Source organism: Nocardia miyunensis NBRC 108239 (assembly GCF_001613065.1).
GTDB lineage: Bacteria > Actinomycetota > Actinomycetes > Mycobacteriales > Mycobacteriaceae > Nocardia > Nocardia miyunensis.
The window spans coordinates 128,891-153,054 of sequence record NZ_BDBQ01000039.1 but is presented as its reverse complement, the minus strand read 5'-3'; the positions used below and the strand labels follow the sequence as shown (position 1 = coordinate 153,054).

Annotated in this window: 24 protein-coding genes and 1 pseudogene; 1 reads left to right on the top strand and 24 read right to left on the bottom strand. The window is 68.1% G+C overall.

Annotation, left to right across the window (positions count from 1 at the left end):
- The 10 genes from NM2_RS17090 to NM2_RS17045 form a co-directional block, all read right to left on the bottom strand.
- The coding region (locus NM2_RS17090; RefSeq protein WP_067669671.1) for a M24 family metallopeptidase at window positions 1-804 on the bottom strand (804 nt) is incomplete at its 3' end.
- On the bottom strand, window positions 779-1,567 hold the full coding sequence (locus NM2_RS17085) for a carbon-nitrogen hydrolase family protein (RefSeq protein ID WP_067669669.1): 789 nt from the start codon (window positions 1,565-1,567) through the stop codon (window positions 779-781). The genes NM2_RS17085 and NM2_RS17090, both read right to left, overlap by 26 nt.
- Window positions 1,564-2,721, bottom strand: a complete 1,158-nt coding sequence (locus tag NM2_RS17080; protein WP_067669667.1) for a M20 family metallopeptidase — start codon at window positions 2,719-2,721, stop codon at window positions 1,564-1,566. Before NM2_RS17080 ends, NM2_RS17085 begins: the two co-directional genes overlap by 4 nt.
- A complete protein-coding gene (locus NM2_RS17075; RefSeq protein ID WP_218025936.1) occupies window positions 2,718-3,776 on the bottom strand; it encodes a mandelate racemase/muconate lactonizing enzyme family protein in 1,059 nt (352 codons plus the stop codon). The genes NM2_RS17080 and NM2_RS17075 overlap by 4 nt, the downstream gene beginning before the upstream one ends.
- The gene (locus NM2_RS17070; protein ID WP_157121134.1) at window positions 3,773-4,993 is read right to left on the bottom strand and encodes an aminotransferase class I/II-fold pyridoxal phosphate-dependent enzyme; all 1,221 of its coding nucleotides are present in this window, start codon (window positions 4,991-4,993) and stop codon (window positions 3,773-3,775) included. Before NM2_RS17070 ends, NM2_RS17075 begins: the two co-directional genes overlap by 4 nt.
- 13 nt (window positions 4,994-5,006) lie before the next feature.
- Window positions 5,007-5,720 carry a GntR family transcriptional regulator gene (locus NM2_RS17065; RefSeq protein ID WP_067669715.1) on the bottom strand — a complete coding sequence of 238 codons (714 nt, stop codon included), beginning with the start codon at window positions 5,718-5,720 and terminating at the stop codon, window positions 5,007-5,009.
- Window positions 5,721-5,725: 5 nt separating this feature from the next.
- The gene (locus tag NM2_RS17060; protein ID WP_281182449.1) at window positions 5,726-6,502 is read right to left on the bottom strand and encodes an amino acid ABC transporter ATP-binding protein; all 777 of its coding nucleotides are present in this window, start codon (window positions 6,500-6,502) and stop codon (window positions 5,726-5,728) included.
- A 13-nt stretch (window positions 6,503-6,515) separates the two neighbouring features.
- A complete protein-coding gene (locus tag NM2_RS17055; RefSeq protein ID WP_218025935.1) occupies window positions 6,516-7,208 on the bottom strand; it encodes an amino acid ABC transporter permease in 693 nt (230 codons plus the stop codon).
- A complete protein-coding gene (locus NM2_RS17050) occupies window positions 7,208-8,083 on the bottom strand; it encodes an ABC transporter substrate-binding protein (protein WP_218025934.1) in 876 nt (291 codons plus the stop codon). Before NM2_RS17050 ends, NM2_RS17055 begins: the two co-directional genes overlap by 1 nt.
- A gap of 155 nt (window positions 8,084-8,238) precedes the next feature.
- Window positions 8,239-9,039 carry an SDR family NAD(P)-dependent oxidoreductase gene (locus NM2_RS17045; RefSeq protein ID WP_067669712.1) on the bottom strand — a complete coding sequence of 267 codons (801 nt, stop codon included), beginning with the start codon at window positions 9,037-9,039 and terminating at the stop codon, window positions 8,239-8,241.
- Window positions 9,040-9,154: 115 nt separating this feature from the next.
- On the opposite strand from NM2_RS17045, the gene NM2_RS17040 reads away from it, so the two are divergent.
- Window positions 9,155-9,985 (top strand): GntR family transcriptional regulator, encoded by an 831-nt coding sequence (locus tag NM2_RS17040; protein ID WP_067669710.1) that lies wholly within the window; start codon window positions 9,155-9,157, stop codon window positions 9,983-9,985.
- An 18-nt stretch (window positions 9,986-10,003) separates the two neighbouring features.
- On the opposite strand, the gene NM2_RS17035 is transcribed toward NM2_RS17040, so the two are convergent.
- From NM2_RS17035 to NM2_RS47520, 14 genes and pseudogenes are all read right to left on the bottom strand, one after another.
- The gene (locus NM2_RS17035; RefSeq protein ID WP_067669664.1) at window positions 10,004-11,938 is read right to left on the bottom strand and encodes an oxidoreductase; all 1,935 of its coding nucleotides are present in this window, start codon (window positions 11,936-11,938) and stop codon (window positions 10,004-10,006) included.
- Between the two features lie 66 nt (window positions 11,939-12,004).
- Window positions 12,005-12,754, bottom strand: a complete 750-nt coding sequence (locus NM2_RS17030) for a maleate cis-trans isomerase family protein (protein WP_067669663.1) — start codon at window positions 12,752-12,754, stop codon at window positions 12,005-12,007.
- A 34-nt stretch (window positions 12,755-12,788) separates the two neighbouring features.
- Window positions 12,789-13,043, bottom strand: a complete 255-nt coding sequence (locus tag NM2_RS17025; RefSeq protein WP_067669662.1) for a hypothetical protein — start codon at window positions 13,041-13,043, stop codon at window positions 12,789-12,791.
- A complete protein-coding gene (locus tag NM2_RS17020) occupies window positions 13,040-13,930 on the bottom strand; it encodes a carbon-nitrogen hydrolase family protein (protein ID WP_067669661.1) in 891 nt (296 codons plus the stop codon). Before NM2_RS17020 ends, NM2_RS17025 begins: the two co-directional genes overlap by 4 nt.
- Window positions 13,927-15,063, bottom strand: a complete 1,137-nt coding sequence (locus tag NM2_RS17015; protein WP_245718068.1) for a DODA-type extradiol aromatic ring-opening family dioxygenase — start codon at window positions 15,061-15,063, stop codon at window positions 13,927-13,929. Before NM2_RS17015 ends, NM2_RS17020 begins: the two co-directional genes overlap by 4 nt.
- A 5-nt stretch (window positions 15,064-15,068) precedes the next feature.
- Window positions 15,069-16,085: a 2,5-dihydroxypyridine 5,6-dioxygenase NicX family protein gene (locus NM2_RS17010; protein ID WP_067669660.1), complete on the bottom strand. Its 1,017-nt coding sequence runs from the start codon at window positions 16,083-16,085 to the stop codon at window positions 15,069-15,071.
- Window positions 16,086-16,151: 66 nt separating this feature from the next.
- Entirely contained in the window at window positions 16,152-16,925 is a 774-nt protein-coding gene (locus NM2_RS17005; RefSeq protein ID WP_067669652.1) for an SDR family oxidoreductase, read from the bottom strand.
- Window positions 16,926-16,970: 45 nt separating this feature from the next.
- On the bottom strand, window positions 16,971-17,162 hold the full coding sequence (locus NM2_RS17000) for a ferredoxin (RefSeq protein WP_067669651.1): 192 nt from the start codon (window positions 17,160-17,162) through the stop codon (window positions 16,971-16,973).
- Between the two features lie 2 nt (window positions 17,163-17,164).
- Window positions 17,165-18,418, bottom strand: coding sequence for an NADH-ubiquinone oxidoreductase-F iron-sulfur binding region domain-containing protein (locus NM2_RS16995; protein WP_067669641.1), 1,254 nt, complete (start codon window positions 18,416-18,418; stop codon window positions 17,165-17,167).
- A complete protein-coding gene (locus tag NM2_RS16990; protein ID WP_281182448.1) occupies window positions 18,415-19,071 on the bottom strand; it encodes an isochorismatase family protein in 657 nt (218 codons plus the stop codon). Before NM2_RS16990 ends, NM2_RS16995 begins: the two co-directional genes overlap by 4 nt.
- A complete protein-coding gene (locus NM2_RS16985) occupies window positions 19,068-20,450 on the bottom strand; it encodes an aromatic ring-hydroxylating oxygenase subunit alpha (RefSeq protein ID WP_084531103.1) in 1,383 nt (460 codons plus the stop codon). Before NM2_RS16985 ends, NM2_RS16990 begins: the two co-directional genes overlap by 4 nt.
- Window positions 20,451-20,497: 47 nt before the next feature.
- A complete protein-coding gene (locus NM2_RS16980; RefSeq protein WP_067669638.1) occupies window positions 20,498-21,046 on the bottom strand; it encodes an aromatic-ring-hydroxylating dioxygenase subunit beta in 549 nt (182 codons plus the stop codon).
- A 476-nt stretch (window positions 21,047-21,522) separates the two neighbouring features.
- A complete protein-coding gene (locus tag NM2_RS16975; RefSeq protein ID WP_067669636.1) occupies window positions 21,523-22,506 on the bottom strand; it encodes a glycoside hydrolase family 3 N-terminal domain-containing protein in 984 nt (327 codons plus the stop codon).
- Window positions 22,507-23,841: 1,335 nt separating this feature from the next.
- Window positions 23,842-24,162 (bottom strand): annotated as a pseudogene (locus tag NM2_RS47520) (23S rRNA (adenine(2503)-C(2))-methyltransferase RlmN); the annotation flags it as partial.
- Between the last annotated feature and the right edge of the window lie 2 nt (window positions 24,163-24,164).

The window sequence follows — 24,164 nt, the reverse complement described above, 5'->3', positions numbered from 1 at the left end:
GCAGGCCTGGGCCATCGCGGCCGCCTCGCCGCGCAGCTCGCCCGTCCACACGGTGTGCATCAACGGCGCGTTGTACCGGCCGCGCGCGGCCGACATCTCCAGCAGTACCGCCTCGTCCCGCTCGATGACCCGATCGGACCAGCTCGCGTGGATCGTGCCCGCACGCGGTCCCGACGCCACGAACGGCTCCATCCCGAAGTACTCCGACCCCGATTCGATCAACCCCGCGAAAGCCGCTGCCGCCACAGCACGTTCGCTCGCTCCGGGGACCGCGGCGCGGGCGGCCGCCGCCATGCCCGCGTTGGTGCTCTGCGCCGCCAGCCGGATCTGCTCGATCTCCGCCGGGGACTTGATGAGTCGTGCCGCCGCCAGCGCACTGTCGATCGTGGACACCGCGGCGCCCGCATCCGCCAGCAGGGAGCGCAGGCGCAGGAACGATTCCGGCGGCAGGAACCACGACCTGGCCTCGATGCCGACCGCCCGCGCGCCCGGCGCGAGCTCGGCGAGCAGTTCGACGGTCGCCGCGATCGGGTCCGCGCTGTCCGGGAAACCGTTGATTCGCTTGAAATATGTTGTGGCGAGCGCGTTCTCGGTCTCGGTCTGGCGCATCAGCAGCGCGGCCTCACCGTCGGCGGTGACCACCAGGCACTGGTACGTGTAGTAACCGGGCGTCGCGTGGCCGGATAGATAGCACACGTTCTCCGGTGTGTGCACCACGACGGCGTCCAGCCCGTCGGCCCGCAACTTCTCACGCAGCGTGGCCAGGCGCTGGTCGTATTCAGACTCGGGAAAGACGGGCGACATGACTGGCTCCTGAAGACAGATCGGTGAGATAGGTCAGGTGTTCACGAGTGCGGGCGACCTCCGCCGGGGAAATCTCCGCGATGCACACTTCTTCACCGCGACCGGCGGTGACCAGCGGCTGTCCCGCCGGGCTCCACGCGCCGCTCGCGCCGAAGTAGCGTTCCCCCGCGACGTCGCCGACGGCGTTGACCACGAGTGTGTACACGGTGTTCTCCAGCGCGCGGGCCGGGTGATACACGCGGTAACGGTGTTCGGTGGGGCCGGCGGCGAAGGCGGAACAGAACAGCACGGCATGCGCCCCGGCGCGGGCGTAGGCCCGTGCCGGCTCGGGAAAACCGGCGTCGTAGCACACGCCCACACCCACCGAGACCTCGCCGAGGTCGAGTAGGAGCAGGCCGTGGCCCGGGTCGAAGACGCGCTTCTCCGCGCCCCACAGGTGATTCTTGACGTACTGGCCGCGCACGGTCCCATCCGGACCGAGTACCACCACGGCGTTGAGCGGTCGGTTCCTCGTGGCAACGGACGCGCCGAGCAGCACCCACGTCCCGGCTTCGGCCGCGGCATCGGCCAGGGGCGTCAGCGCGGAGGGCGTCAGCGACCACCGCGGGTTCGCGGCGATGCCTGCCGGGTCGTAGCCGCACGTGTAGAGCTCCGGGAACGCGAGCACATCGGTGTCCGTAGCACGCACCACGGCGGCCGCGCGCGCGATGTTCGCGCCGACGTCGCCGGGAAGGCTGGCCAGCTGGGCGAGTGCGATCCTCATGCCCGGCCGCCGAGCGCCTCGGTCAGCATCGCCCGGTACAGGCCCACCGACGCCACCAGTTCGTCCAGCACCACGTGCTCGTCGACCGCGTGCATCACCTCCGGCCTGCCGGGCCCGCACACCAGCGCGGGCACCCCGGCGGCGCGGAAATGTGTCATATCGCAGTTCACGGTGAGTCCGCCGAGGGTGTCGTCGGCTCCGTTCGCGGCCAGCGCGCGACGGCACGCCTCGACGAGCGGATGGTCCGCCGGAGTCTCCGAAGGGCCGCCCGTGCTCGGCGCGCAGTGCACAACGGATGCCTTGGCGGGACCGGTTTCGTTGTACCCCGACAGGATCGCGTCGATCGCGGCGAGTACGGACTCCGCCGACTCACCGGGCAGCAGCCGTCGATCCACTGTGATGCGGCAGAGTTCCGGTACCGCGTTCGGCGCTTCGCCGCCCTCGATCAGCACCGGCGTGCAGGTCGCGGCCCCGAGCAGCGGATGCGCTTGCCCCGCAAGCCCTTCGCCGTAACCCGCCAGCAGTTTCAGCACGTCGGCGGCGGCGTCGATGGCGTTCACCCCGAGCTGTGGCGTCGCGGCATGCGCTGCCACACCGGCGATCTCGATCACCGGACGTACCGAACCCTTGTGCGCGATGAGCAATCGCATCCCGGTGGGCTCACCGACGATCACCCCGTCCGGCAGCCTGCCCGTCTCGGCGAGAGCGGCCACCAGGTGCCGCGCGCCCATCGAGTCGCCTTCCTCCCGCGACACCGCCGAGAACACGATCTCCCCGGTCAGCGCACCCGGTTCGCGAGCGAGTTCCGCTGCGGCGCAGGCCATTGCGGCGAGCGGGCCCTTGGCGTCCGCCGCGCCGCGGCCGTAGAGCCGTCCGTCGCGAACCGACGGTTCGAACGGCGGGCTGGTCCAGCCCGGACCGGCCGGGACCACGTCCAGATGCGAGTTCAGCATGATCGACGGGCCGTCGCCGAAGCGGCGTCGCGCGGTCAGGTTTACCCGTCCCGGCGCGAGGGTTTCGGTCTCGGTCTCGAATCCGGCGGCGGCGAGATGATCCGCGAGTATCGCCGCGGTGGAGATCTCCTCGCCGGTCGGGGTGGTCGAGTCACAGCCGACCAGCGCGCTGAGCAGGCCGACGACTTCGGGTGTGGTCATGAATCGATCCTCATCGGGGTCACGGTGTCCAGGTCGGGGCGCAGGCCGAGGCCGGGGCCGGTGGGCAATGGCACTGCGCCGCAGGTGATTTCGAGCCCGGTCGTGACGTCGCGTGCGACGTTGGCGCAGCCCCACAGTTCGGCCACCGCCACGTCGAGTCCGGCCGCCAACTGCGCGGTGATGGCGCAGCCGAGTCGGCCGCAATCCATCTGGCCGAGGCCGACATCGAGACCGTGCCGCCCGGCCGCGTCGATCGCGGCGGCCAGCGCGTCGACGGTCCCGGCCTTCTCGAGTTTGAGGTGCACGCCGTCGGCCGCGCCGCATTCGGCCACCGCGCGAACGGATTCCGCGTCGCGCACGGATTCGTCGGCCCAGATCGGAATCGGCGACCCGGCGCGCACCCGCGCCATCGCCGCGAGGTCCGGCACCGGTTGTTCGAACCAGGCGACGCCCAGATCGGCGAGCCAGCGCGCGGCCTCGGTGGCGGTCGCGGTGTCCCAGCCGCCGTTCGCGTCCACCGCCAGGACGACCGCCGGGCCCGCGACCTTGCGTACCCGGGTGACCCGGGCCCGGTCCAGGGCGGGATCGCCGCCGATCCGGATCTTGATCCGCCCGAAACCGGCCTGCGCCGCCCGCGCCGCGAGTTCCTCCGCCTGCTCCTCGGTGCCGAAGGCGATCGCCGCATGGGTGGGCAGCGGGGTCGGCGCGGTTTTGCCGGAAATCTCGGAAAGCGTTGCCCACAAAGGGATTCCATGCGATCGTGCGACCGCGTCGCGGTGGGCGATGTCGACGAGCATGGCCGCGGGCGGACAGCGGCGGGACAGTTCGTCGAGCTTCGACCAGCCGGGCGCGTCGAGCGCCGCGACGATCGCCTCGGTGGAATATCCCGTCGCGTAGGCGCCGTTGCCGCGCGTCTCCGCCCAGCCGACGTGCCCGTCCGCGAGCCGGACCCGCACGAAGACCTCGGCCAGCTCACCGGTGTCGACGCCGGCGTGGCGGAGTTCGCGGCGCAGCGGCAGCCGCGCGACCCGGTAGCCGGCCTCGACGATCGTCACGCCAGCGAACCGATGACGTCGATGATCCGGTCCAATGCCGCGTCCCAGGCGGATTCGTCCTGCGCGAAGCACAACCGCAGACGCCCGGAGCCCGCGCCGCCGAACTGGTAGCCGGGGTTCACGACCACTCCGGCCTGCTCCTTCAGCGCCAGGGCGATCGCCTGATCGCTCGCGCCGATGAGTACCTTCGGGAAGACGTACGCCGTGCCGTAACTGGCATTCACGCGCAGCACCGACGAGGCGTTGATCTTCTTGACCGTCGCGTCCCGCAGGGCCTGGTACTCGATCAGTCGTTGCTCCAGGAAGTCGCCGTCCTCGGCGATCCAGTGCGACAGCAGGTGCTGTGCGTAGGCCGGCGCCCGCAGGGCGGTGACGGACTGCACGTCCTCCATCGCGTCCACCAGCGGTTTCGGACCCACCGCGACCCCGAGCCGGTAGCCCGAAAGGGATTCGGTCTTGGACGGGCCCAGTAGGGTCACCGTGCGCTCGGCCATCCCGTCCAGTGCCGCGAGATGGTGGAAGGGCTCGCCCTCGTACACCAGCCGGCAGTACAGCTCATCGGCGATCACGGTGAAGTCGTGCCGTTCGGCGGCGGCGGCGATCGCCGCGATCGTTTCCTCGCCGTAGATCGCGCCGGTCGGGTTGTTCGGGTGGGAGAACACCATCAGTCGCGGCTGCTCCGCGGCCGCGCGCTCGAGCTCGTCGAGGTCGAGGGTGGGCCGTGCGCCCCGGCCGGTTTCGCTTTCGTCGGGCCAGATCATCGGGATCCGACGGACGCGGGCGCCGAAGTAACGCAGCATCCGCTCGGTGGACAGGTAATCGGGATCCGGTAGCAGCACGAGGTCACCCGGGGAGAGGACGGCGGCGAGTGCGACGAACAGCGCGCCCTGTGTGCCGGGGGTCAGGATCACGTCGGCGGTGCCGGTCGCCGGCACGCCCAGCACAGTGGAAACGTTGTGCGCCACGGTTTCTCGCACCGGACGGTCACCACGGTAGGGGGTGTACGTCATCCCGCCGCCGGACGCCGCCGCGGTGAAGGCGGGCAGGGCCCATTCGGGCGCGGGGAAACGGTGCGTGTCGGCGTAGGTCGCGTCGAGCAGCGGACCGCGCCCGGGGGCGGTCTCCAGCTCGCGTTCGGCGTCGCGCAGGGACATGCCGAGCGTGCCGGACAGCTCCGGCATGGATAGACGGGTGATGGCCTCGGGCAGGTGAAGCACGATCTGTCGCTCCTCAGTTCTTCGGGTTCGAAGTTTCGGTCAGGTTCGCGGGCTGGTTGTCGAGTGAGCCGATGAGCGGGCCGAGCCCGCCCAGCACGTGCGCCCTGGTGAGCGCGGCGGACTGCTCGGGGTCCCCGTCGCGCAGTGCGGCGAGGATCCGGCCGTGTTCTTCCAGCGACGCGTGCGCGCGCCCGGAGTCGGCGAGGTACAGCGCGATGTACCGGTCGCTCTTGGCTCTGAGCTGATCCAGCGCCGCCATCGAGGCGGGCATGTCGGCCAGGCCGTAGATGGTGTCGTGGAAACGGCGGTCCAGTGCGCGCAATTCGGCCAGGTCTCCGGCCGACGCCGCGGTGTGCTGCCGGTCGAGCAGGTCGGCCAGCAGATCGTCGCAGCCGTCCCGGCGCTCGCCGGGAGACTGGGCCGCGGCCGCGCCCAGCATGCTTTCCAGCGCCGCGCGCCCGTTGTAGACGTCGCGAGCGTCGGCGGCGGAGACATCCGCGACCATCCACTTCTGGTGCGGCCGGTCGACGACCAGATTCTCGATCACCAACCGGGACAACGCGTCTCGCAACGGCCCGCGGCTGATGCCCAGTTCGGTGGCCAGGCGCTCCTGGCTGAGCTGCTCGCCGGGTGCGAGCGCGCCGGTCAGGATGCGCTCGCGCAGATACCGGTAGGCCCAGTCCTGTTTGCGCAGGCTCAGCGGTGTGACGGGAGAAGTGCTCTGCACGGGGTTCACTCCCCGAGCGCCTGGGCGAGGAACCGGCGTGTGCGCTGCTGCGCCGGACTGTCGAAAACCGTTGCCGCCGGGCCGTCTTCCACGATCCGGCCTTCGGCCATGAACACCACCCGGTCGGCGCTGCGCCGCGCGAAGTCCATCTCGTGCGTGACCACCACGATCGTCATGCCGTCCTCGGCGAGGTCCCGCATCACCGCCAGCACCTCGCGAGTGAATTCCGGGTCCAGGGCCGAGGTGGGCTCGTCGAACAGCATCAGCTCGGGCCGCATCGCCAGCGCGCGAGCGATCGCCACCCGCTGCTGCTGCCCGCCGGACAGCTCGAACGGGTAATGGTCGTGATGTTCGGGCAGTCCCACCCGGTCCAGCAGGGCGACCGCCTCCGCGTGGGCCTGCTCCCTGCGCAACCGCCGTACCCGCAGGGGCGCCAGCGCGACGTTCTGTACCGCGGTCAGATGCGGGAACAGGTTGAACTGCTGGAACACCATGCCGATCCGACCCCCGAAGGAGCGCGGCTTGCCACCGGCCTCCGACAGCGGCCGGCCCTGGAAACCGATGCTGCCGGTCTGGATCGGTTCGAGCCCGGCGAGGCAGCGCAGCATCGTGGACTTGCCGGCGCCGGACGGGCCCAGTACTGCGACCGTCTGGCCAGCGGGCACCGCGAGGTTCACGTCGGAGACCACGGGTTTGCCGTGATAGCTGCGGCCGAGTCCGCGCGCTTCCAGCACGTTCGTCATGTTCGGGGTGGATGTCGGGGCGAGTTCGAGGTCGTTCATCTTCTGCTTCCGGTCAGGCTGCTGCGGGGACGGGACGCTCGGTGCGGCGCGTCATGGCGCGGCGGTTCACATCGAAGCGGCGCTCGAGCCGTCGCAGGGCGACGGTGAACACGCTGGTCAGCACCAAGTAGAGGATGGCGGCAGCGCACAGCGCGGACACGTAGTCGAAGTCGGCCGCCGCCTGCCGCTGGGCGGTGAGCATCAGATCGCCCACACTGACCACCGACGCGAGCGCGGAGGTCTTGAGCATGCCGATGAACTGGTTTCCGGTCGGCGGCAGGATCAGCCGCAGCGCCTGCGGTAACACCACCCAACGCAGGATCTTCGGCTCGGACAGGCCGAGCATGTGGGCCGCGGTGCGCTGACCGCGGTCCACGCCGAGCAGGCCGCCGCGCACGATCTCGGCCATATAGGCGATCTCGTTGAGCGTCAGCGCGATCACCGCGCAGGTGAACGGGCTGAAGTTCAAGCTCCACAGGGGAAGTACGTTGAACACGAAGATCAGTTGCAGCAGCACGGGGGTGCCCCGGAACAGCCACACATAACCGTCCACCAGCCAGCGAACAGGCGCGGGACCGCCCTTGCACAGCGCGAGCACGACACCACCGGCGATGCCCAGCAGCATCGACAGCACGGTCAGTTCGAAGGTGAGCAGGGTGGCGGACAGGAAGGCACCGGAGAACGTCCGGTGGACGATGTCCATCATCAGCGTCCCGTCGATGTGGCCGCCGGGGTCTCGAGGTAGTCGGATTCGGCGGGAATCCGGTACTTCGCGAGCAGCTTGCCGTAGGCGCCGGTGCGCACGAACCGGTTCAGCGCGTTCTGGATCGCCGTGGCGGTGCCGGTGTCACCCTTGCGCACCGCGATGCCGATCTTCGTCTCGTTCTTGAACGTCGCCGCGACGGTGAAGGTGTTGCCGGTCTTGGCCAGCGTGGTCGCCGCGCCCGGGGTGGAGGTGTCGAACGCATCGGCCCGCCCGGAACGGACGGCGAGCGTCGCGTCCTGGTTGGTGGGCAGGCTCATCACGGTCATCACCGGTAGACCCTGCTGACGCAATTGGTCGTTGAACTCGTTCATGTACGTCTCGCCGATCGCGCCGCGGGTCACCGCGACCGTCTTGCCGGACAGGTCCTGGGGCAGCCGCGCGATGTGCTTCGGGTTGTCCTTCGGCGTCAGCAGCGATTCGCCGATCACCAGATACGGCACGAAGTCGACCTTCGCCGCACGCGCGTCGGTGATGTACATCGCGGAGTTGATCAGGTCGATCCGCTTGCCCGCCAGCGCCGGGACGAGCCCGTCGAAGTCCATGTCGGTGGCCTTGGCGGTCAGGCCCATCGAGTCGGCGAGCGCGTCGATCATGTCGATGTCGAAGCCTTCGAGACCTCCGCCCACCGCCCGGGATTCGAACGGCGGGAAGGTCGCCGCGGTGCCGTAGGTCAGCGTTCCCGGGGTGATGAGACTCTTCGGCGGCGCGACGACAGCCGGTGACGCGGCCTTGGTCGAACTGCCGCAAGCTGACATCGTGGCCGCGAGCACAGCCGCCACAGCGGCCGTGAACAGGCGTTTCTTAGGAGAACCCACTCGAACTCCCTCTCCTGTCGTCGAGGTGACTCGAAACTGTTAACAATTAACAGTCAGCGTCCGCCCACTTCGGGTCGAACTCTTTACCCCTTTGTCAACGACAGATTGCGGCCCCGCCGGTCACGTGAACTTCGGATGACGCGTCACGGAAACGATCAGGCTTCGCGTACCCGGCCACCGGGCCGCGCGATACCCCGCACCGACAGACCGCTGTCGGCGGTGACGAGCGATCCGGTCATCGCCGCCGTATCGGAGCGCGAGGCGAGCAGGGTGAAGATTCCGCTGTAGGCGTCCGCGGACGGAACCTCCTGCAGCGGAAGCTTTTCCCGGGTTCCCTCCAGGACCGAATCGGCGGAGGACTGACCGAGTGCGGTGGTGCCGCGCAGCCGGGTCGGAGCCACTCCCGGCGCCACCCCGTTCACGCGGACATCGGGCGCCAGCTCGTAGGCGAGTTGCCGCACCAGACCGTGGACGGCGTGTTTGGACGCGGTATAGAGGACGCCGCCGCCCGCGGCGTTCGTACTGGCATACGACCCGGTGATGATGACACTGCCGCGAGTGGCCACCAGCGCCTCCAGGGCAGCCCGCACACCGAGCAGCGGAGCCAGGACGTTCACACCGAACAACTCGGTGAACGCTCCGGTCAACCGGTCGCCCGGGATGTCCTCGATCGGCCGCGCGCCGTCGGTGATGCCCGCGTTACCGACGAAGACGTCGACCCGGCCCCATTCGCGCACGGCGGCATCCACCGCCGCGACGTTGCCGTCCCAGGTGGCGACGTCGGCGACCATCGGCCGGACCGAATCCCCCAGTGTGTCGCGTAATTCGAGCACCCGGTCCGCGATGTCGACCGCGACCACGCGCGCGCCCTCCGCGACGTATCGCTCGACCACCGCCCGCCCGATTCCCGCTCCCGCGCCCGTGAAGACGACGACCTGACCATCCAACGCGCCCATCGGACTCCTTTCGAGTTCGGTGCGACACCGCCGCACCAATTTGTACACATAATTGGATACACTTTTACGGCGACGGCCGAATGCCTTGTTCGCCGGTGACCTTAGGATGATGCTGATGACTACCTCTGCCCGACAGATCCGCGCCGGTACCACCGTCGACGCGCTGTACCGGACACTGCGGGAACGCATCATCACGGGCGTCTACGCACCCGGGTGGCGGATGTCCCAGGAGCAGCTGGCCACCGAGCTCGAGGTGAGCCGCACTCCCCTGCGGGAGGCCTTGCAGCGGCTGGAGGCGGACGGCCTGGTGGTGGCGCACGCCAACCGCGGCATGCATGTGGCTCCGCTGGTGAATTCGGAAACCGAGCAGAGCTATGCGCTGCGCCTGCTGCTGGAGCCGCCCACCGTGGGGGCGATCGTCGAATTGCTCGGCGAGGACGATATCGAGCAGATGCGAAACCATCTCGAGGACATGCGAACTCATCGCTCGCACAGTCGCCGTTTCCAAGATGCCCACCAACGTTTCCACGACGTGGCGCTGACGCGGTATCCGTCCAATTTCGCCGAACTCACCAATTCGCTGCACACCCGGATCTACCGGCATCAGAGCGTCTACCTCTCGCATGCCCGCACCCCGGACGATTTCATCGACAGCGACCAGTACTTCCTGGACGCGATCAGCAACCGCAATGCGGCGTCGGCGCGCCGGATCATGGAGTTCCACCTGATCGATGCCGCGCTGGGGCTGGTGCTCGACGGCGATCCCGATCACTGCTTCGATTCCCTGCTGCTGGCGATGCGCGGTCGCGACATCGTGATCGAACACGACGAGCAGGGGCGCATCGAACGCCCCGCGCCGATCTACTGGATCGATTCCGATCCGGTGCTGCCGGATTTCGCCACCTCCAACCTGATTCTCATGGCGCCGCCGGAGCCGTCGGCCTGAGGACGGGTCGGCAGTCGCTCACACGAGCCGCGCGGCGAAGAACGCGGTGTGGATCGCGTCGTACACCCGTCCCGGCCGCATCGCCGAGCCGATCACGTGCACATCGATTCCGGCGCTGCGCAATTCGTCGGCGAGTTCGTTCGATGCGGGAGTGCGGCCCAGGGCCGGCACCACCGTGTCGGCGGGCAGCACCTCGACGCCGTCCGCGGTGAGCAGGGATACGCCCTCGGCGGTCACCTCGGTCACTCGCGCGCCGGTGCGAATACCCACCCCGGCCTGCCGCATGAACTGCGGCAGCTTCATCGCGTCGTAGACCACCTCGTCGCCGGTGAGCAGTGAATCCTGTTGCTCCACAACCGTTACCGAGGTATCGCCCATCTCGGCGATGCGCAGCGAGGTCTCGCAGCCCTGCATCCCGCCGCCGATCACCACGATCCGCCCGTGCAGCGGAGCATCGGCGCGCACCCGCGCAGCGGGTATCACCGCCACGTCCGCGGCGATCGGGAAGTCCGGTTCCCGCAGGGGCGCGCCGGTGGCGAGCACCACCGAATCCACGCCGCTGGCAACCAGTTCCGCGGCGGTGGCCCGGACCGGCAGCACCGCGATGTCGCGGCGCCGGACCTCGTGCACGAGATGTTCCACCAATGCCGCGATGTCCTGTTTGACCGTGGATCCCAGCGCGTGGGTGAGCAGGCCCCCGAGCTCGCCGGGTTCGAACAGCCGCACCTCGTGCCCACGGTCGCTCAGTATGGCGGCGCTGCGCAGCCCGGCGGGTCCGGCGCCCACGACCGCGACCGACTTCCTGGTGCCGGCCACGGTGATCGGGAACCGGCCCTCCTCGGTCACGGACGGATTCACCGTGCACCCGACCGAGCGGCCCTTGTCCACGCCGCGATGCAGGCAACCGTCGTTACACCGGATACACGGCACGATCTCGAGTGCCCGCCCGGCCTGCGCCTTGCGCGCCCAGTCCGGATCGGCGAGCATGGCCCGGCCCAGGGAGACGAAATCGGCGGACCCGGATTCGATGATCTCGTTCGCGACCTCCGGGGAGACCAGCGAACCCGAACCGATCACCGGAATCGACAACTCGGGACGGAACTTCTCCCAACCCCAGCGATGCGGTGCGCGACCGTTGAACCAGGGGCTGACCTCCCACTCCATCGTGGCGTGGTGGCCGCCGGAGGCATGGATGACATCGACACCGTGCGCTTCCAGCATCCGGCACAGCTCGACGGTCTCCTCGATCGGAATACCGTCGGGCTCGTAGTCGGTCACCGACACCCGCACGCTCAGCGGAAAATCGCGCGGCACGGTGGCACGGATGGCCTCGACGATGCGGATCAGGATGCGGGAGCGGTTCTCGAAGCTGCCGCCGTAGTCGTCGGTACGCGAATTCGTGTGCGGGGAAAGGAAATTGGTGATCAGATAGCCGTGCCCGGCATGCACCTCGACCAGATCGAAGCGGGCCTTCCACGCACGCAATGCGGCCTGGGCGAAGGCGGTGACGATGTCGTCGATCTCGGCGACGGTCACCGGCTGCGGGATCACCCCGGCCACCGCCTCGACATAGTCCCAGGAACTGTCGGTGGCCGATTTGATCGGCGCGGTGCCCAGGAATTTCTGGCGACCGCCGTGCGCGAGTTGCAGCCCGATCTTGGCGCCGGTGGCATGCACCTCGTCGACGAGCCACCCCCATCCGGCGATGTGCTCGTGCCGGCTCATCCCGGGCTGGTTGTGGATCGCCTTGCTGGCATCGTCGTCGACGTAGGTGTACTCGGTCATGATCAGGCCGACGCCACCCTCACCGAGACGGCGATAGTGGTCGACGGTTCGCCGGCTGATCGTGCCGTCCATATTGGCTGTCGCGCTGCTGTTCGGTGATTTCACCACGCGATTGCGGAATTCGACCGGGCCGATGTGTCCCGGCTGGAAAAGAGCATCGAAGCTCATTGGATCTCGATTCGTGATGTGGGCTGGGGGAATTCGAGAGATTCGGGAGTCGCGGGGATGTGGCGGTTACGCGGCGAGCAGTGCACCGGCACGCGGTACGACCGGGTCGAGGCCGAGGCTGCGCAGCAATCGCCAGGTGGTCGCCGCGGCGGCCGAGAGCACCGGTATCCGGAACTGCTGTTGCAATTCGTCGAGGATCGGCAGCGAGGGCATCTGCACACAGGCGCTGATGACCAGGGCCTGCGCGCCAGACGTGTCGACGGTGCGGGCGTGTTCGAGCAGATCGCGCGGATCCAGGCGCCCGACGGCCAGATTGTCGGCCACCTCGAGGCTCAGTGAATCCACCACCTCGAAGCCCTCGTGCTCGATGTAGTCGCACACCGTCGCGGTGAGCGGCTTCATATACGGCGTGACGACGGCGATCTTGCGAACGTTCAGGTGGGCCAGCGCCTCGGTCAGCGCGCCCGCCGAGGAGAGCACCGGAATGGCTTCGCCGCTCTCGTCTTTCGCGACCTGCGCCAATTTGGCTTCCGAGACGGCGTGATAGCCGCGGCTCTGCGCCATGATCGCCACCAGGCAGGCGTAGGCCATCGCGTCGACGCGGGCGTCGGCCAGTTCGGCGGCGCAGCGCAGCGAGTCGGCATCCATCTGCGTCAACTGCTCCGGGGTCACATGCTGCATGCGCATGCGGGAGGAGTGGAAGGTGAACTGTTCGTCGGGGCGCACCTCGGCGCGGGCCCGCAGCATGGCCGGAATCTCGGTTTCCATGGTGGTGTTGGAGCTGGGCACGATCATGCCCACCCGTGTGGTCGTCATCGACTCTCTACCTTCGTGTCGAGTGGTGAAATGGTCATTCGTCCGCCGAACCCAGCCCCTGGGCGATCAGCCGGGTGAAGAACTCGGGCGCCTGACCGGCGATGACCTCGAGGGCCATGGCATCGAGCAGGATGTGCGCTCCGGTACGCGGGACGTGGATCTCCAGGCGTTCCCCGTTGCGGGTCCACACCTTGCGGAATCGGGCGCCGGTGAATTCGTTGCCGACTCCGGACCATTCGTCGGCCCGGATCACACCGGTCGGCAATTCGGATGAGTTCGGCTCGTTCATCGCGCACCCTCCGCACTCGCGCCGCGGCCCGCGAGAGCCAGCACGCGCGGATCGTCGTTGTACTCGTCGGCACCGCGGCGGCCGGCCAGCACCGGAAGTGTGGACCGGGCCCGGCTGACGGCTTCGAGATCGAGTTCGACCACCCGCACGGCCTCCGGGTCCTCGCCCAGATCGGCGAGCACATCGCCCCACGGCGAGACCACGAGCGCATGCCCATAGGTGGCGAACGCGTCGGTGAAGTCCGGGTCCGGCGAATGCACGGTCGCCGGTGCGACCACGTAGGCCAGATTCTCGATGGCCCGCGCGCGCAGCAGCGTGTGCCAGTGCGCGGCCCCGGTCGACCGGACGAACGCCGCCGGAACCAGCAGCACCTCGGCACCGGCGGCGGCCAGTGCCCGCGACAGTTCGGGGAAACGCACGTCGTAGCAGATGGTCAGGCCGATGCGGATGCCGTCCAGGTCCAGCAGTACCGGTCCGGCGCCGGGTCGCTCTACCGTCGACGCCTCGAAGGACTGGCCGCCGATCGTGGCGTCGAACAGGTGCATCTTGTCGTAGCGTCCGACGAGTTCACCGTCGGCGTCGATCACCAGCGCCGAGTTGTAGGTCGCCTCGGCGGTGCGGTTCTTCATCCCGCCCAGCACCACCGCCACGCCGTGGGTGGCCGCGGCGCGACGCAATCGCCGCACCTCGTCGGAATCCTCGTGCAGGGCCGCCGCGCGCATCTGCGCGTTGGTGCCCAGCATCAGGCCGTTCTCCGGCAGCGTCACGAGCTGCGCGCCGTCGGCCGCGGCCCGATCGATGAGCCGAAGGGCGGTAGCCAGATTGGCGGCGATATCGGTGGTCGCGTGCCACTGCGTCACGCCCACCCGCAGCGTCCGCGAGGTCATGACGCCCGCCCCGCCGCGACCGCCGCCGCGACCTCGCTCCGGGCGCGAGCCAGATCCATGTTCACCACGGTCCAGCCGCCACCGGAGGCTTCCATCGGCTCGTAGGTGTACACGTCGCCGTGCACGCCGGGACCGATCAGACCGAGCATGATCATCCAGTTCTGGATCTCGTACTGGCCGTGTTCGAGCAGCGGATACGGCTCGAGCGAACACAGATCCAGCCCGCGCCCGGTTTCCAGCAGCTTCAGGATGTAGGTGTCGAATTCGACGTCCACGCCGCCGAAATGCCCGGGATCCAGCCAGTGCGACAGCCCGCCGGTGGCCAGGAACGCCACCTTCAGACCCGACCGCGTCACCACACCGCGCAGCGCCTCGCCGAAGCGGCGCGCGTTGAACGGGGAGAAACTGCGGTGCGGCTGGGTGATGATCGGGATCACCGGCAGATCCGGGCGCGGCAGCACCAGACGCAGCGGCACGATCAGCCCGTGGTCGAGGTCGACGCGCTGAGCCCGTTCCACCTCCAACCCGGCTGCGCGCACCGCTGCGGCCAATTCGCCTGCGAGATCGGGCATTCCGGTGAGGTTCAGATCCAGATCGCCGCGCTTGAAGAATTCCATCGAGCCGGTGTGGCCCGCGCCGGTGCCGATCACGGTGTGACCGGTCTCGAAGCTCTGGAAGTGGCAATCGGCGGTCACCAGGACGACGTCCGGGTCGGCGGCGACCAGATCGCGCCGCAGGCGTTCGTAGCCGTCGAGCAGCCGGGACACCGCGTCGGCCGGGTCGATCTCGGGCCGGGCCAGCAGATCCGGCACATGCGAGCAGCCTCCCGCGAAGACCACGCCGTCGGGCACGTCGGGATCGGCGCGCGGCAGGCTGTCGTCGACGATGAATCCGCCCCGGCTGGCGGCGTCGCCCAGATCGTCGTTGAACCAGCGGCTCACCAGAATGGTCAGGCCGTCGTTGAGTCCGATGGCGCGCAACCGATCCCGGTTGCCGGACAGGATCGTCTCGGCCCATTCCTGATCGACGCCCAGCAGTTCCGGCGCGCGCGAGGGCTGTGCCTTCACCTGCTCGAGCAGTTCGGTATCGCGGGCCATCGCCAGCACGGCCTGTTCGATCGCGTTCTTGTCCACGGTGCTCACTCCTGTTCGACGAGGGCGCCGTCGCGGACCACGGCCACACCGTCGATCTCCACGGTGCAGCCGCGCATCGGCACGTCCAGGTGGGCGGGCGTCTCCCGGTCGGCGAACCGGTTGGATCCGGTCGACCACATGAAATTGCCTGCGGTGGAACGCAATTCCTGACCGTAGAGCGACCGCGGGTCGTACACGTCGAACGCCGACCAGCGCGCGTGCGGCAGCACACCCCAGCCCATGTGGCTGGTGGCCCACACCTCGTCGTCGCCCCAGGCTTCGAAGTAGTCGTTGAGCACGTGGGCATCGGCGCCGGCGCCGCTGATCTTCCTGATGTAGCCCTTCTCGACCTCGATGGTCACCGTGTCCCGGACGTAGCGCTGCCAGGGAATCAGCGCGTCGCCGGGCTGCAGCACGATGCGGCCCTCGGCGGTGCGGTCGTTCGGGAAGCACGCGACGAAGCCCGAGGGCCAGTGGTCCCAGCGGCCCGCCTCGTCGACATAACCCCACTGGTGGGTGATCGGCAGGTCCGCGCCGGAGATGTCGGCGGTCAGATCGGTGCCGGCGGCGCTGCTCACGTGCAGGGTCGATCCGGCGCGCAGTTTCCGGCCGCCGGCCTCCACGGTGGCGCGCAGGTTCTCATCGCCCATCAGGCGTTCTAGCACGTCGTTCGGTTCGGCGACGAACAGCATCCGCTTGCCGTTCCCGGTGATCCGGGTGCGCACGTCGGAGTGGATCAGCCCGCCGACGGTGACGTCCACGACGAAATCGCACTCCCCCGCCGCGGCGAGCAGCGGCGCGACCTCGCGGCCGTCGGGCTGGTACGGCGGCAGCATCGGATTGGACAGGCTGGAGGCGTGCAACACCAGCACACCGGCGCCCAGCTGTCGCGCGGCCGCCACCGCGGATTCGACGTACTCGGTCTTGCGCCCCAGTTCGGCGATGACCGCCACGGTTTCACCTGCGGTGACCTTGCACAGCCGGAACTGTTCGACGAAATTCTCGGTCAGGGTCTTGGGCATGGACACTTCCTTCTCGATCGTTGAAAAATGTGCTCCGAGTGGGTGTTTCACTCGCAACGCGGCGGCTCAGTGCGCGGCGCGCACCGCTCCGCCGTCGACGGCCAGCGCGGTACCGGTGATGAACGACGCGCGCGCGGAGGCGAGAAATGCGACCGCGTCGGCGATTTCGCCCGCCTCGGCCCAGCGGCCCGCCGGAATATCGGCGACGACCCGCGCGATCTCCTGCTCGACGGTGGTGCCGTTGCGGCCCGACTTCGACTCGACGATCCCCTGCATCCGGTCGGTTCCGGTAGCGCCGGGCATGATCTGGTTCACCCGCACGCCCGACGACGCCAGTTCGCCGGCAAGGGTTTTGACGAACGCCGAGGCGGCCGAACGGTACGAGGCGGACAGCACACCACCCGCGGCGGGCTGACGCACCCAGGTCGAGGACAGCAGGATGATGGCGCCGGTACCTTTGTCGCGCATCACCCGTCCGGCCGAGGTGGCTAGCTGCACCACCGGACGCAGCAGGGTGTCGTGGGCGGCGGACCAGTCGTCCCAATCCGCATCCAGTGCCGGAATGATCTGTGGCCCAGGGGTATTGAGCACCATTACGTCCAGTGCGCCGTACGTCGACACCACGGTGTCGACGAGGGCCGCGGTAGCCTCCGCGTCGCCCAGATCGTGGACGAACGGCACGACGGACCCGTTACCGATGGTCTCAGGCTCCCCGGTGGCGGTCCGGGCCGCCGCGATCACCGTCATCCCTTCTGCGGCGAGTCGTTCGGCCGTCGCCCGCCCGATTCCACGCGACGCCGCCGTCACCAGCGCCACACCGTTTTCCAGGCCCAGATACACACTTACTCCTTCAGCTGATCGATCGTCGTGCTGCCGTCGCGGGGTTCAGATCTCGCGAATCGCGTTCTCCGCGCACAGCGAGATCGCCCGGCGCACCAATGTCTCGTCGGACTCCGGGACGCTGCCGTCGCCGACGACCGCGGCGTAACCCCAGTCATCGGAGCGAAAGACGCTGGGGCACATGTCCAGACACGTGCCGTACCCATCGCATTTGGTGTTGTCCACGATCACCCGCATGCTCACTGCTCCTTCCGTGCGTCGCGACGCGCGAGTTCCGCCGCGCCGCTTCGAGCCAGCGCCGCGGCGCCGTCGATGAGGCCGCAGACGCCGCGGCCGGGCAGATCCGCACCCCAGCGGGTCAGATCGGCCAGATGACCGGCCGCGTCTTCACCGCGCAGGATCTGCCGGAACGCCCGCGCGATCGCCTTGGTGCCGGTGAAACACGAACCGCACTGCAGCGCGCTCTCGTTCTGAAACCAGATACCGAGCTCCGCGGCCATCGCGACGAGATCGTCATCGGGCCCCAGGACGGTGATCGCGCCACAGCCGAGGCCGGTACCCGCCGCGCGCATGGCGTCGTAGCAGCACGACAGCGCGCCGACATCACCGAGCGAGATGCCGTTGAACCAACCGCCGAGCAGCGCGCCGGTCATCGGTACATCGCCTCCGCCGGCCGCGACGACCAGCTCGGAAACCGTTGCGCCGAGCGACATTTCGTACACTCCGGGCTCCGCCACCCGGCCGGTGACGGTGAACAGCGCGGTGCCGCACGAGGCCGCGGTGCCCGCGCGGGCGAATTCGGCGGCGCCGTACCGGCGGATCCACGCCGCGTGAGCGAAGGTCTCCACATTGCTCACCAACGTCGGCAGGCCGCGCACTCCCACCTCGAACGGGCGCGGCGGCTTGCTGACCGGTTTGGCCGGGCGGCCGTTGATCGACGCCACCACAGCTGATTCCTCACCCGCCACGTAGCCGGGAGGTGCTTCGTGCACCCGCAGCACCACGCCAGGTGGAACCAGTTCGGCCGCAACGAGTTCGGCGACGGCGGCGCGGACCGATGCCACAGCGGCGGGTGCGGAGACATAAACGACGGCCTCGCTGGATCCGGTGACGACCGCGGCGGTCAGCAGACCATCGAGGATCAGATGCGGCCGACGGGTGAGTAACCACGCATCCTTGCCCGACGCGGGTTCGCCCTCGTGGCCGTTGGCGACGACCACACTGTCCGAACTCGCCGCCACCGCAGACCATTTGCGGTGCGCGGGGAATCCGGCGCCGCCCCGACCACGCAGACCCGACCGGGCCAATTCGTCGAGGAATTTCCCGGAATCGATTGCGGGTCCGAAGAATCCGAGCTCCCGTTCCCGGTTCAGTCCCCAGTCCGGAGCCTCGACGCCTGGCACGACCAGCCTGCCGGGCAGGTCGCCGACCGCGCGGGCCGGAATCTCGAGGGCCGGCGCCAGGTGGAGTGAGGATCGCACAGCGGTGGTCATCGCAGCCCCTTGACGATTGCGTGGGCGGTGGTGAGTGGGATCACGTCCCCGTATTTGGCGTCGATGTCGAGCAGGGCGGCACGATGCGGCCCGTCCTCGCGGTCACCCACGCACTCCCGGACGACGAAGGCGGGCAGATCGGCGGCGCAGGCGTCCACAACGGTCGCCCGGACACAACCGGAGGTCGTCGCACCGGCGACGAGCACGGTATCGATACCCGCGGCGGTGAACCGTCGCGCCAGATCGGTACCGGCGAACGCCGAGGCGGCCTGCTTGACCACCAGAGCGTCGTCGTCGCGACGGCCGAGCCGTTGATCGATGTCCACGCTGCGGTCACCGGCTCGCAGTTCCCGCATCGCGGGCATCTTGCGCAGCCACGTGCCGGCCGTTCCGTCGTCGTGGGCGGGGAAGGCGATGGTCGTGAAGTAGACCGGCACGCAGTTGTCGCGCGCCGCGTCCACCAGTTCCCGGGTCGCGCCGACCACCGCGTCCATCTCGAAACCGGGACCGTACCGCGCTTCGGTGAATCCGTACTGCAGGTCGACCACGACGAGCGCGGGACGCGCGCCCGGGGTGAGTGTCCCGAGCAGGCCGCCGTCCCGATACCTGGCGCGGACCTGCTCGTCGGCCGTCGCGGCGTCGTCGCGGCTCAAAACTCGTGCTCCGGCCACTGCCCCGCCTCGGCGCGCATCAGGTCCGCGTAGTACGCGTACATGTTGCGCTGAACACCCTCCTCGTAGCGGGTCCAGAAGACCTTGCCGGGGCCGGGCCAGTCCTGCACCGGATGGGCCATGCCGATGCCGGGCATGCCCATCTCGTAGTTGAGTTCGAAGTCCAGCAACTCCGCCGCGACCGAACGACCCGTACGTCCCACCGTGATCCACGGCTCGGTGTCGTCCATCTCGAACGCGCCGCCGAGCGAGAAGGTCCCCAGCCCCGCCCGGTAGGCGCGATCCTTCTGCTCGGGCGTCATGTTCTTGTAGCCCAGGAACCAGTTCCACATCTCGACCTGCCCGGGCCCCTTCGGCTGCCAGCACCGCACGGTCAGCACGCCGGTCGGCGGATGATGCGACCCGTCCTCGGTCATCGGCAGCGCCAGGATGGAGAAGTTCGGGAAGACGTTTCCGACTATCACCCGCGAACGCCGTGCCACCTCGAGCTGCGGCGCGGAGATATTCGCGGTATCGAAATTCTCGGCGAGACTTTCCGGGAATCCGAAGAAGTTAGGTCCGGGCTCGTCGGCATCCTCGGCCATGGAGAACGACAGCGAATGTCCGGGCGAGGCCTGGATGTGGTAGCCCATCATGTTCTCGCTGAACGGAACCGGGAACGCGCCGATGGCATACACCGATTTGTGCAATGTGCCGAGGTGGTAGTCGTCGCCGGAGAAATTGTCCGCGCCGGATTTCCAGTTCGCGTCGAGCACGAAGCGCTGCGGCTTACCCAGCACCTCGACCCCGTCCTTGTCCAGCCCGAACAACAGATCCAGATACCAGGCCATACCGCCGAGGTACTCGCGCAGCGGCGGCGCCGTCGAATCCAGTGTCGCGAAGATCAGCCCGTGGAAGGATTCGATCTGCGCAACCCTGGCCAGCCCGTTCTCCTCCTTGCGCATATTCCCGAAGGCGTTCTTCCACAGCGGCGCACCGACCAGGCTGCCGTCGGAGGAATAGGTCCAGCCGTGGTACGGGCAGCGGAAATGCGAGGTATTGCCGGAATCGGCCCGGCAGATCTGGACCCCGCGATGTTTGCAGGCATCGAACAGGACGTGGACCTGGCCCTTCTCGTCCCGGGTGACGACGAACGAGTCCTCCCCGATCCGGCGCACGACGTAGTCGCCGTTCGCCTCGATCTCGGACTCGTGCGCCATGAAAACCCAGGCGCGGCCGAATATCTTGCGCAATTCCGTCTGATGCACCTCGGAATTTCCGAAGATATTCGCGGGAATCCGCCCGTCGGGCAGTCCCGTCTCGATCCGGTCCATCAAGGTCCGGACTCGCGGTGAAAGCGAGGGTTCCCGTATCGCGGTCATAGATGTACTCCTGGGCTGAAATCGAGCGAGCTGCTGAACGAGGTCGCTCAGAAGAAAAGAGACAGATTGTGGGTGCCGATCACCGTCAAGTCCAGATAGACCACGCGATGCAGCAGTTTGAGGCGACCGTCTTCGCGGCGCAGGACATCCCGGCGCTCACCCGAGAGCATCTGGGGAGTCGTCTGATCCTGCCGGGTCCGATAGAGAAGGATATTGCTGCGTCCGGTCAGCAGCTGCGCATCGCCGCTCTCGTGCTCCCGCACCCGGATATTGGCGACGAAATGACGCACTCGCGAGGGCGGATCCTCGGCCCACGCGTACTTGGTCTCCCCCCGCGCGACCCTGGATTCGAGCGACCCCAGGTTCTCGTTCAGGTGAAAGGAGGTCTCGGAGAAGCCGAAGCCGCGAGCTCGTTCGACGGTTTCGCGGATCGGCACCTGATACACGATGTCCGGGCTGACCAGGTCGGTCAGCCACTGTCGCTCGTTCAGGTCGTCGAGCAACTCCGCCTCGTAGAAGTAGAAGTCCACGACCTCCGCGTACCGCGGGTCGTTCGGTGCGAGTCGGCGCTGTGCCACCGTCTGCTGCTGGGTCATATCCAACCTCAAAGTGAATACAGTTTTGGATACAGATGAGTGTGACCGAAGGCATGCGGCAGCGCAAGGGGTGAATCGAACTAGTTACTCGGGCGCAACATCGGCTCAGGACATTGCCGGGTCACCCGTAGGAGGAGCGCGTGCTGTTCGCCTACGCCGAGGCCCGTGCTGCCGATCCGAAGACCGCGCCGGTTGCCTTCCCCAAGGGAACCGGCGCTTCAGGAGAAACGCAGCGCCTGAGAACTCGTAGCGGCGGTCCTCCGCACACTGATTCGCTGTTCCGGCCCGGCGGCGTAGTACCGAAAGCGGTGAGCCGATCTGCACCGAGGCATGGTCGGGCTGCCTCTCGGTCGCGACCGAGGAATGTCGGCACGAGCCTTGCCGGCGTCCACACAGGGGCGGCCTCGGGTCGCCGACTATGACGTCGCATCGTGCGCGCCGCGGTGGTCCGACGACCTGTCAGGGGCGGCTTCGATTCAGCGCAGCGCCTGCGCCGCTTCCTTGCCCTGTTCTATATCGCGGGAAGAACAGCACAGCAGATCCACCCCGGCCTGATTGGCGGCAATCGCCCGGTTGCCGGTCGATCCGTAATGCGCGAGCGCTCCCGCCTCCAGCGCGTCGCTGATGATCAATCCCCGGAACCCGAGCTTCTGGCGCAGGTAATTCTGCAGGATCACCGGCGACAAACCCGCCGGACGGTTCGGATCCAGCGCCGGATAGATCGCCCAGGACGGCATGACATGTGATACTCCGGCTCGAACCGCCCGAGCGAACGGAACCATATCGGTCCCGGTCAATTCCTGCGCCGACGATGTGATGGTGACGGGTGTTTCGTCGGTATTCGCCCCCGCGGGCGCGGATCCCAGGCCCGGAAAATGCTTCGCGCAGGCCGAGACCTTATTGCCCTGCAGCGTCCGGACGTATGCGTCCACACAGTCGGCCACCACCGCGGACCGGTTGGAATAGCTGCGCTGATAATGGTCCAGGAAATCCCCCGGACTACGGTAAACACCGCACACGGGCGCGAGATTGGCGTCGAGATTCGCCGCGGCCAGCGCACGGGCGGCGGCGACTGCCTGGGCATCCGCGGCGCGGGAGACGTCACCGGCGGCCCCGACCTGCTTGGCGGATTCGGCCGGCCCGCCCGGCAACCGGTTGACCTGCCCGCCCTCCTGATCCGTGGTCAACAGCAACGGAACCGGCGAAGCCTTGCGCAGCTCCGCGGCAGCCCCGGCGAGCTGCTGCACGGACGTAATATTCTCGGCGAAAAAGATGACGCCCCCGACCTGACCCTTCGACGCCAACGTCAGCAATTCCGCCGGAGGCTGGGCCCCTTTGTACGAATAAATGATGCGACGACCAGCAGGCAGAGCCGCGGCTCGGGCGCGCACCGCCGGAAGTACCGCGAGGCCGATTGCGGCCGAGGATGCCGAGGTCAAGAACTTTCGCCGGGCAAGCATGCGTATCGTTCCGTTCGGTGGTCGGGGTCGGACAGGCCGTCATCCACGGTACCGGGCACGGACCAACGCCCGGCCGACCCCGAACCGATCCCCCACTTCTGCGTCATGTCATCCACGACACCGACTACCCCTCGGCCGCAAGCCGCCCACACGCAGCCACGATCTCCTGCCGCCGCGTATCCCGCGCCGCACACGCCGCCCCCTGCGCCTCCACCCGCCGAACGAACGCGGGCTCAACCGATTTCGGCGAAGCATCCCGCTTCGCCCCAGGCGCATGCACCCGCGAACCCAGAGCCCTGTGCAGTTTCTCCGGGGCGATATGCCGCTGCAGGCCGGATGCGTGCCGGACAGCAGTGGGCGCGTGCCGGTGCGGAACGATCGCCAGGACGAATCACCCGGGCCCGCCCAACGATGGCGATCTTCATCACAGCTTCCTACCGGAACTCCATCGAGTGCTAATGGCTGGGCGCCGACGGCTCTGTCGTCGGCGCCGATTGATGCCCGCCACCCGACGGCGCCGATTGATGCCCGCCACCCGACGGCGCCGATTGATGTCCGCCACCCGGCGCCGATTGATGCCCCTGGGGCTGTCGCTGCGGTGCCGTCGGCTGCTGAGTCGTGTCTTCGTTGCAGACCAGCTTCCAGTCCACCCCGGACCACCAGTGGTCGGCGGACCAGCCGTAGGTACCCGGATGGCCGTCGCTGGTCGTGCAGTAATCGCCGGCGTGGTGCTTGCCGTCGCCGGACGCAGGGGGACCACCGGCGCTGCCGGTTCCGGGAACCGCTCCCGCGACCGGCATCCATGCCGCCCCAACAGCCACAGCGATCGTCGCTATGGTCAAAGCAGTCCGCCCAGTGGGAATCCTCATGAAGCGAGACCTTCCATCCACCGTTGTTCGTACGTTCGATAACAACCGATAATCGCCGTTGAGATCTATGCCGCGCGAGCGACAGGGTTGCCGCACCTCGCAACCATCCCGCCACGTCGCGTCGGACCGAAATATGCTCCAGCACAACGACATAGAGATCATCGACGACGTTGTTCGCCGCCAGCTGTGCGGGCGCTCGAGACAGACGGTGAAGCTGTCGGCGATGCCATGGCCGAGCTGGCCGAGCACACCGGCGCCCAGGACATTCGGAGACTCGACATCGGGTCGATGCACGAAATACTCAACCGGCCAACCGAATTCGCCCAACCCGCTCGGCAACGAGCGGAATGACATCCGGCAGCCGCACATCCTCGATCATCACAGCGACCCCACCCGAGATCGTCATCCCTCGGCGTTCGCCGCACCGGCCATCGGCGAAGCATGCGGCACCAGCCACCGAAAACGCGTCATCGGCATCCACGATGATCACAACCGGACGATGACCCGACGTGTCCGCGTAATACTTTGCCGCATAGAGCACTTCGGCCACCGACCAGCGATTGGTCACCGGCACCAACGTATCCCGCAACCCATCATCCGGAGTATGCAGCGACACGGCCGAAGACACCGAGAAACTCTCACCGGCCAACTTCCGAATCGCCGGAGCCAAAACCACCGTCGAGAGCACCACACTCCGCTGCGAAATCCCCGAACCATCCGGAGCCGCAGAAGTAATACGCCGCACCGCATTCACCACACGCTCGTAGTTCGCCAGTGGCTCACCCATCT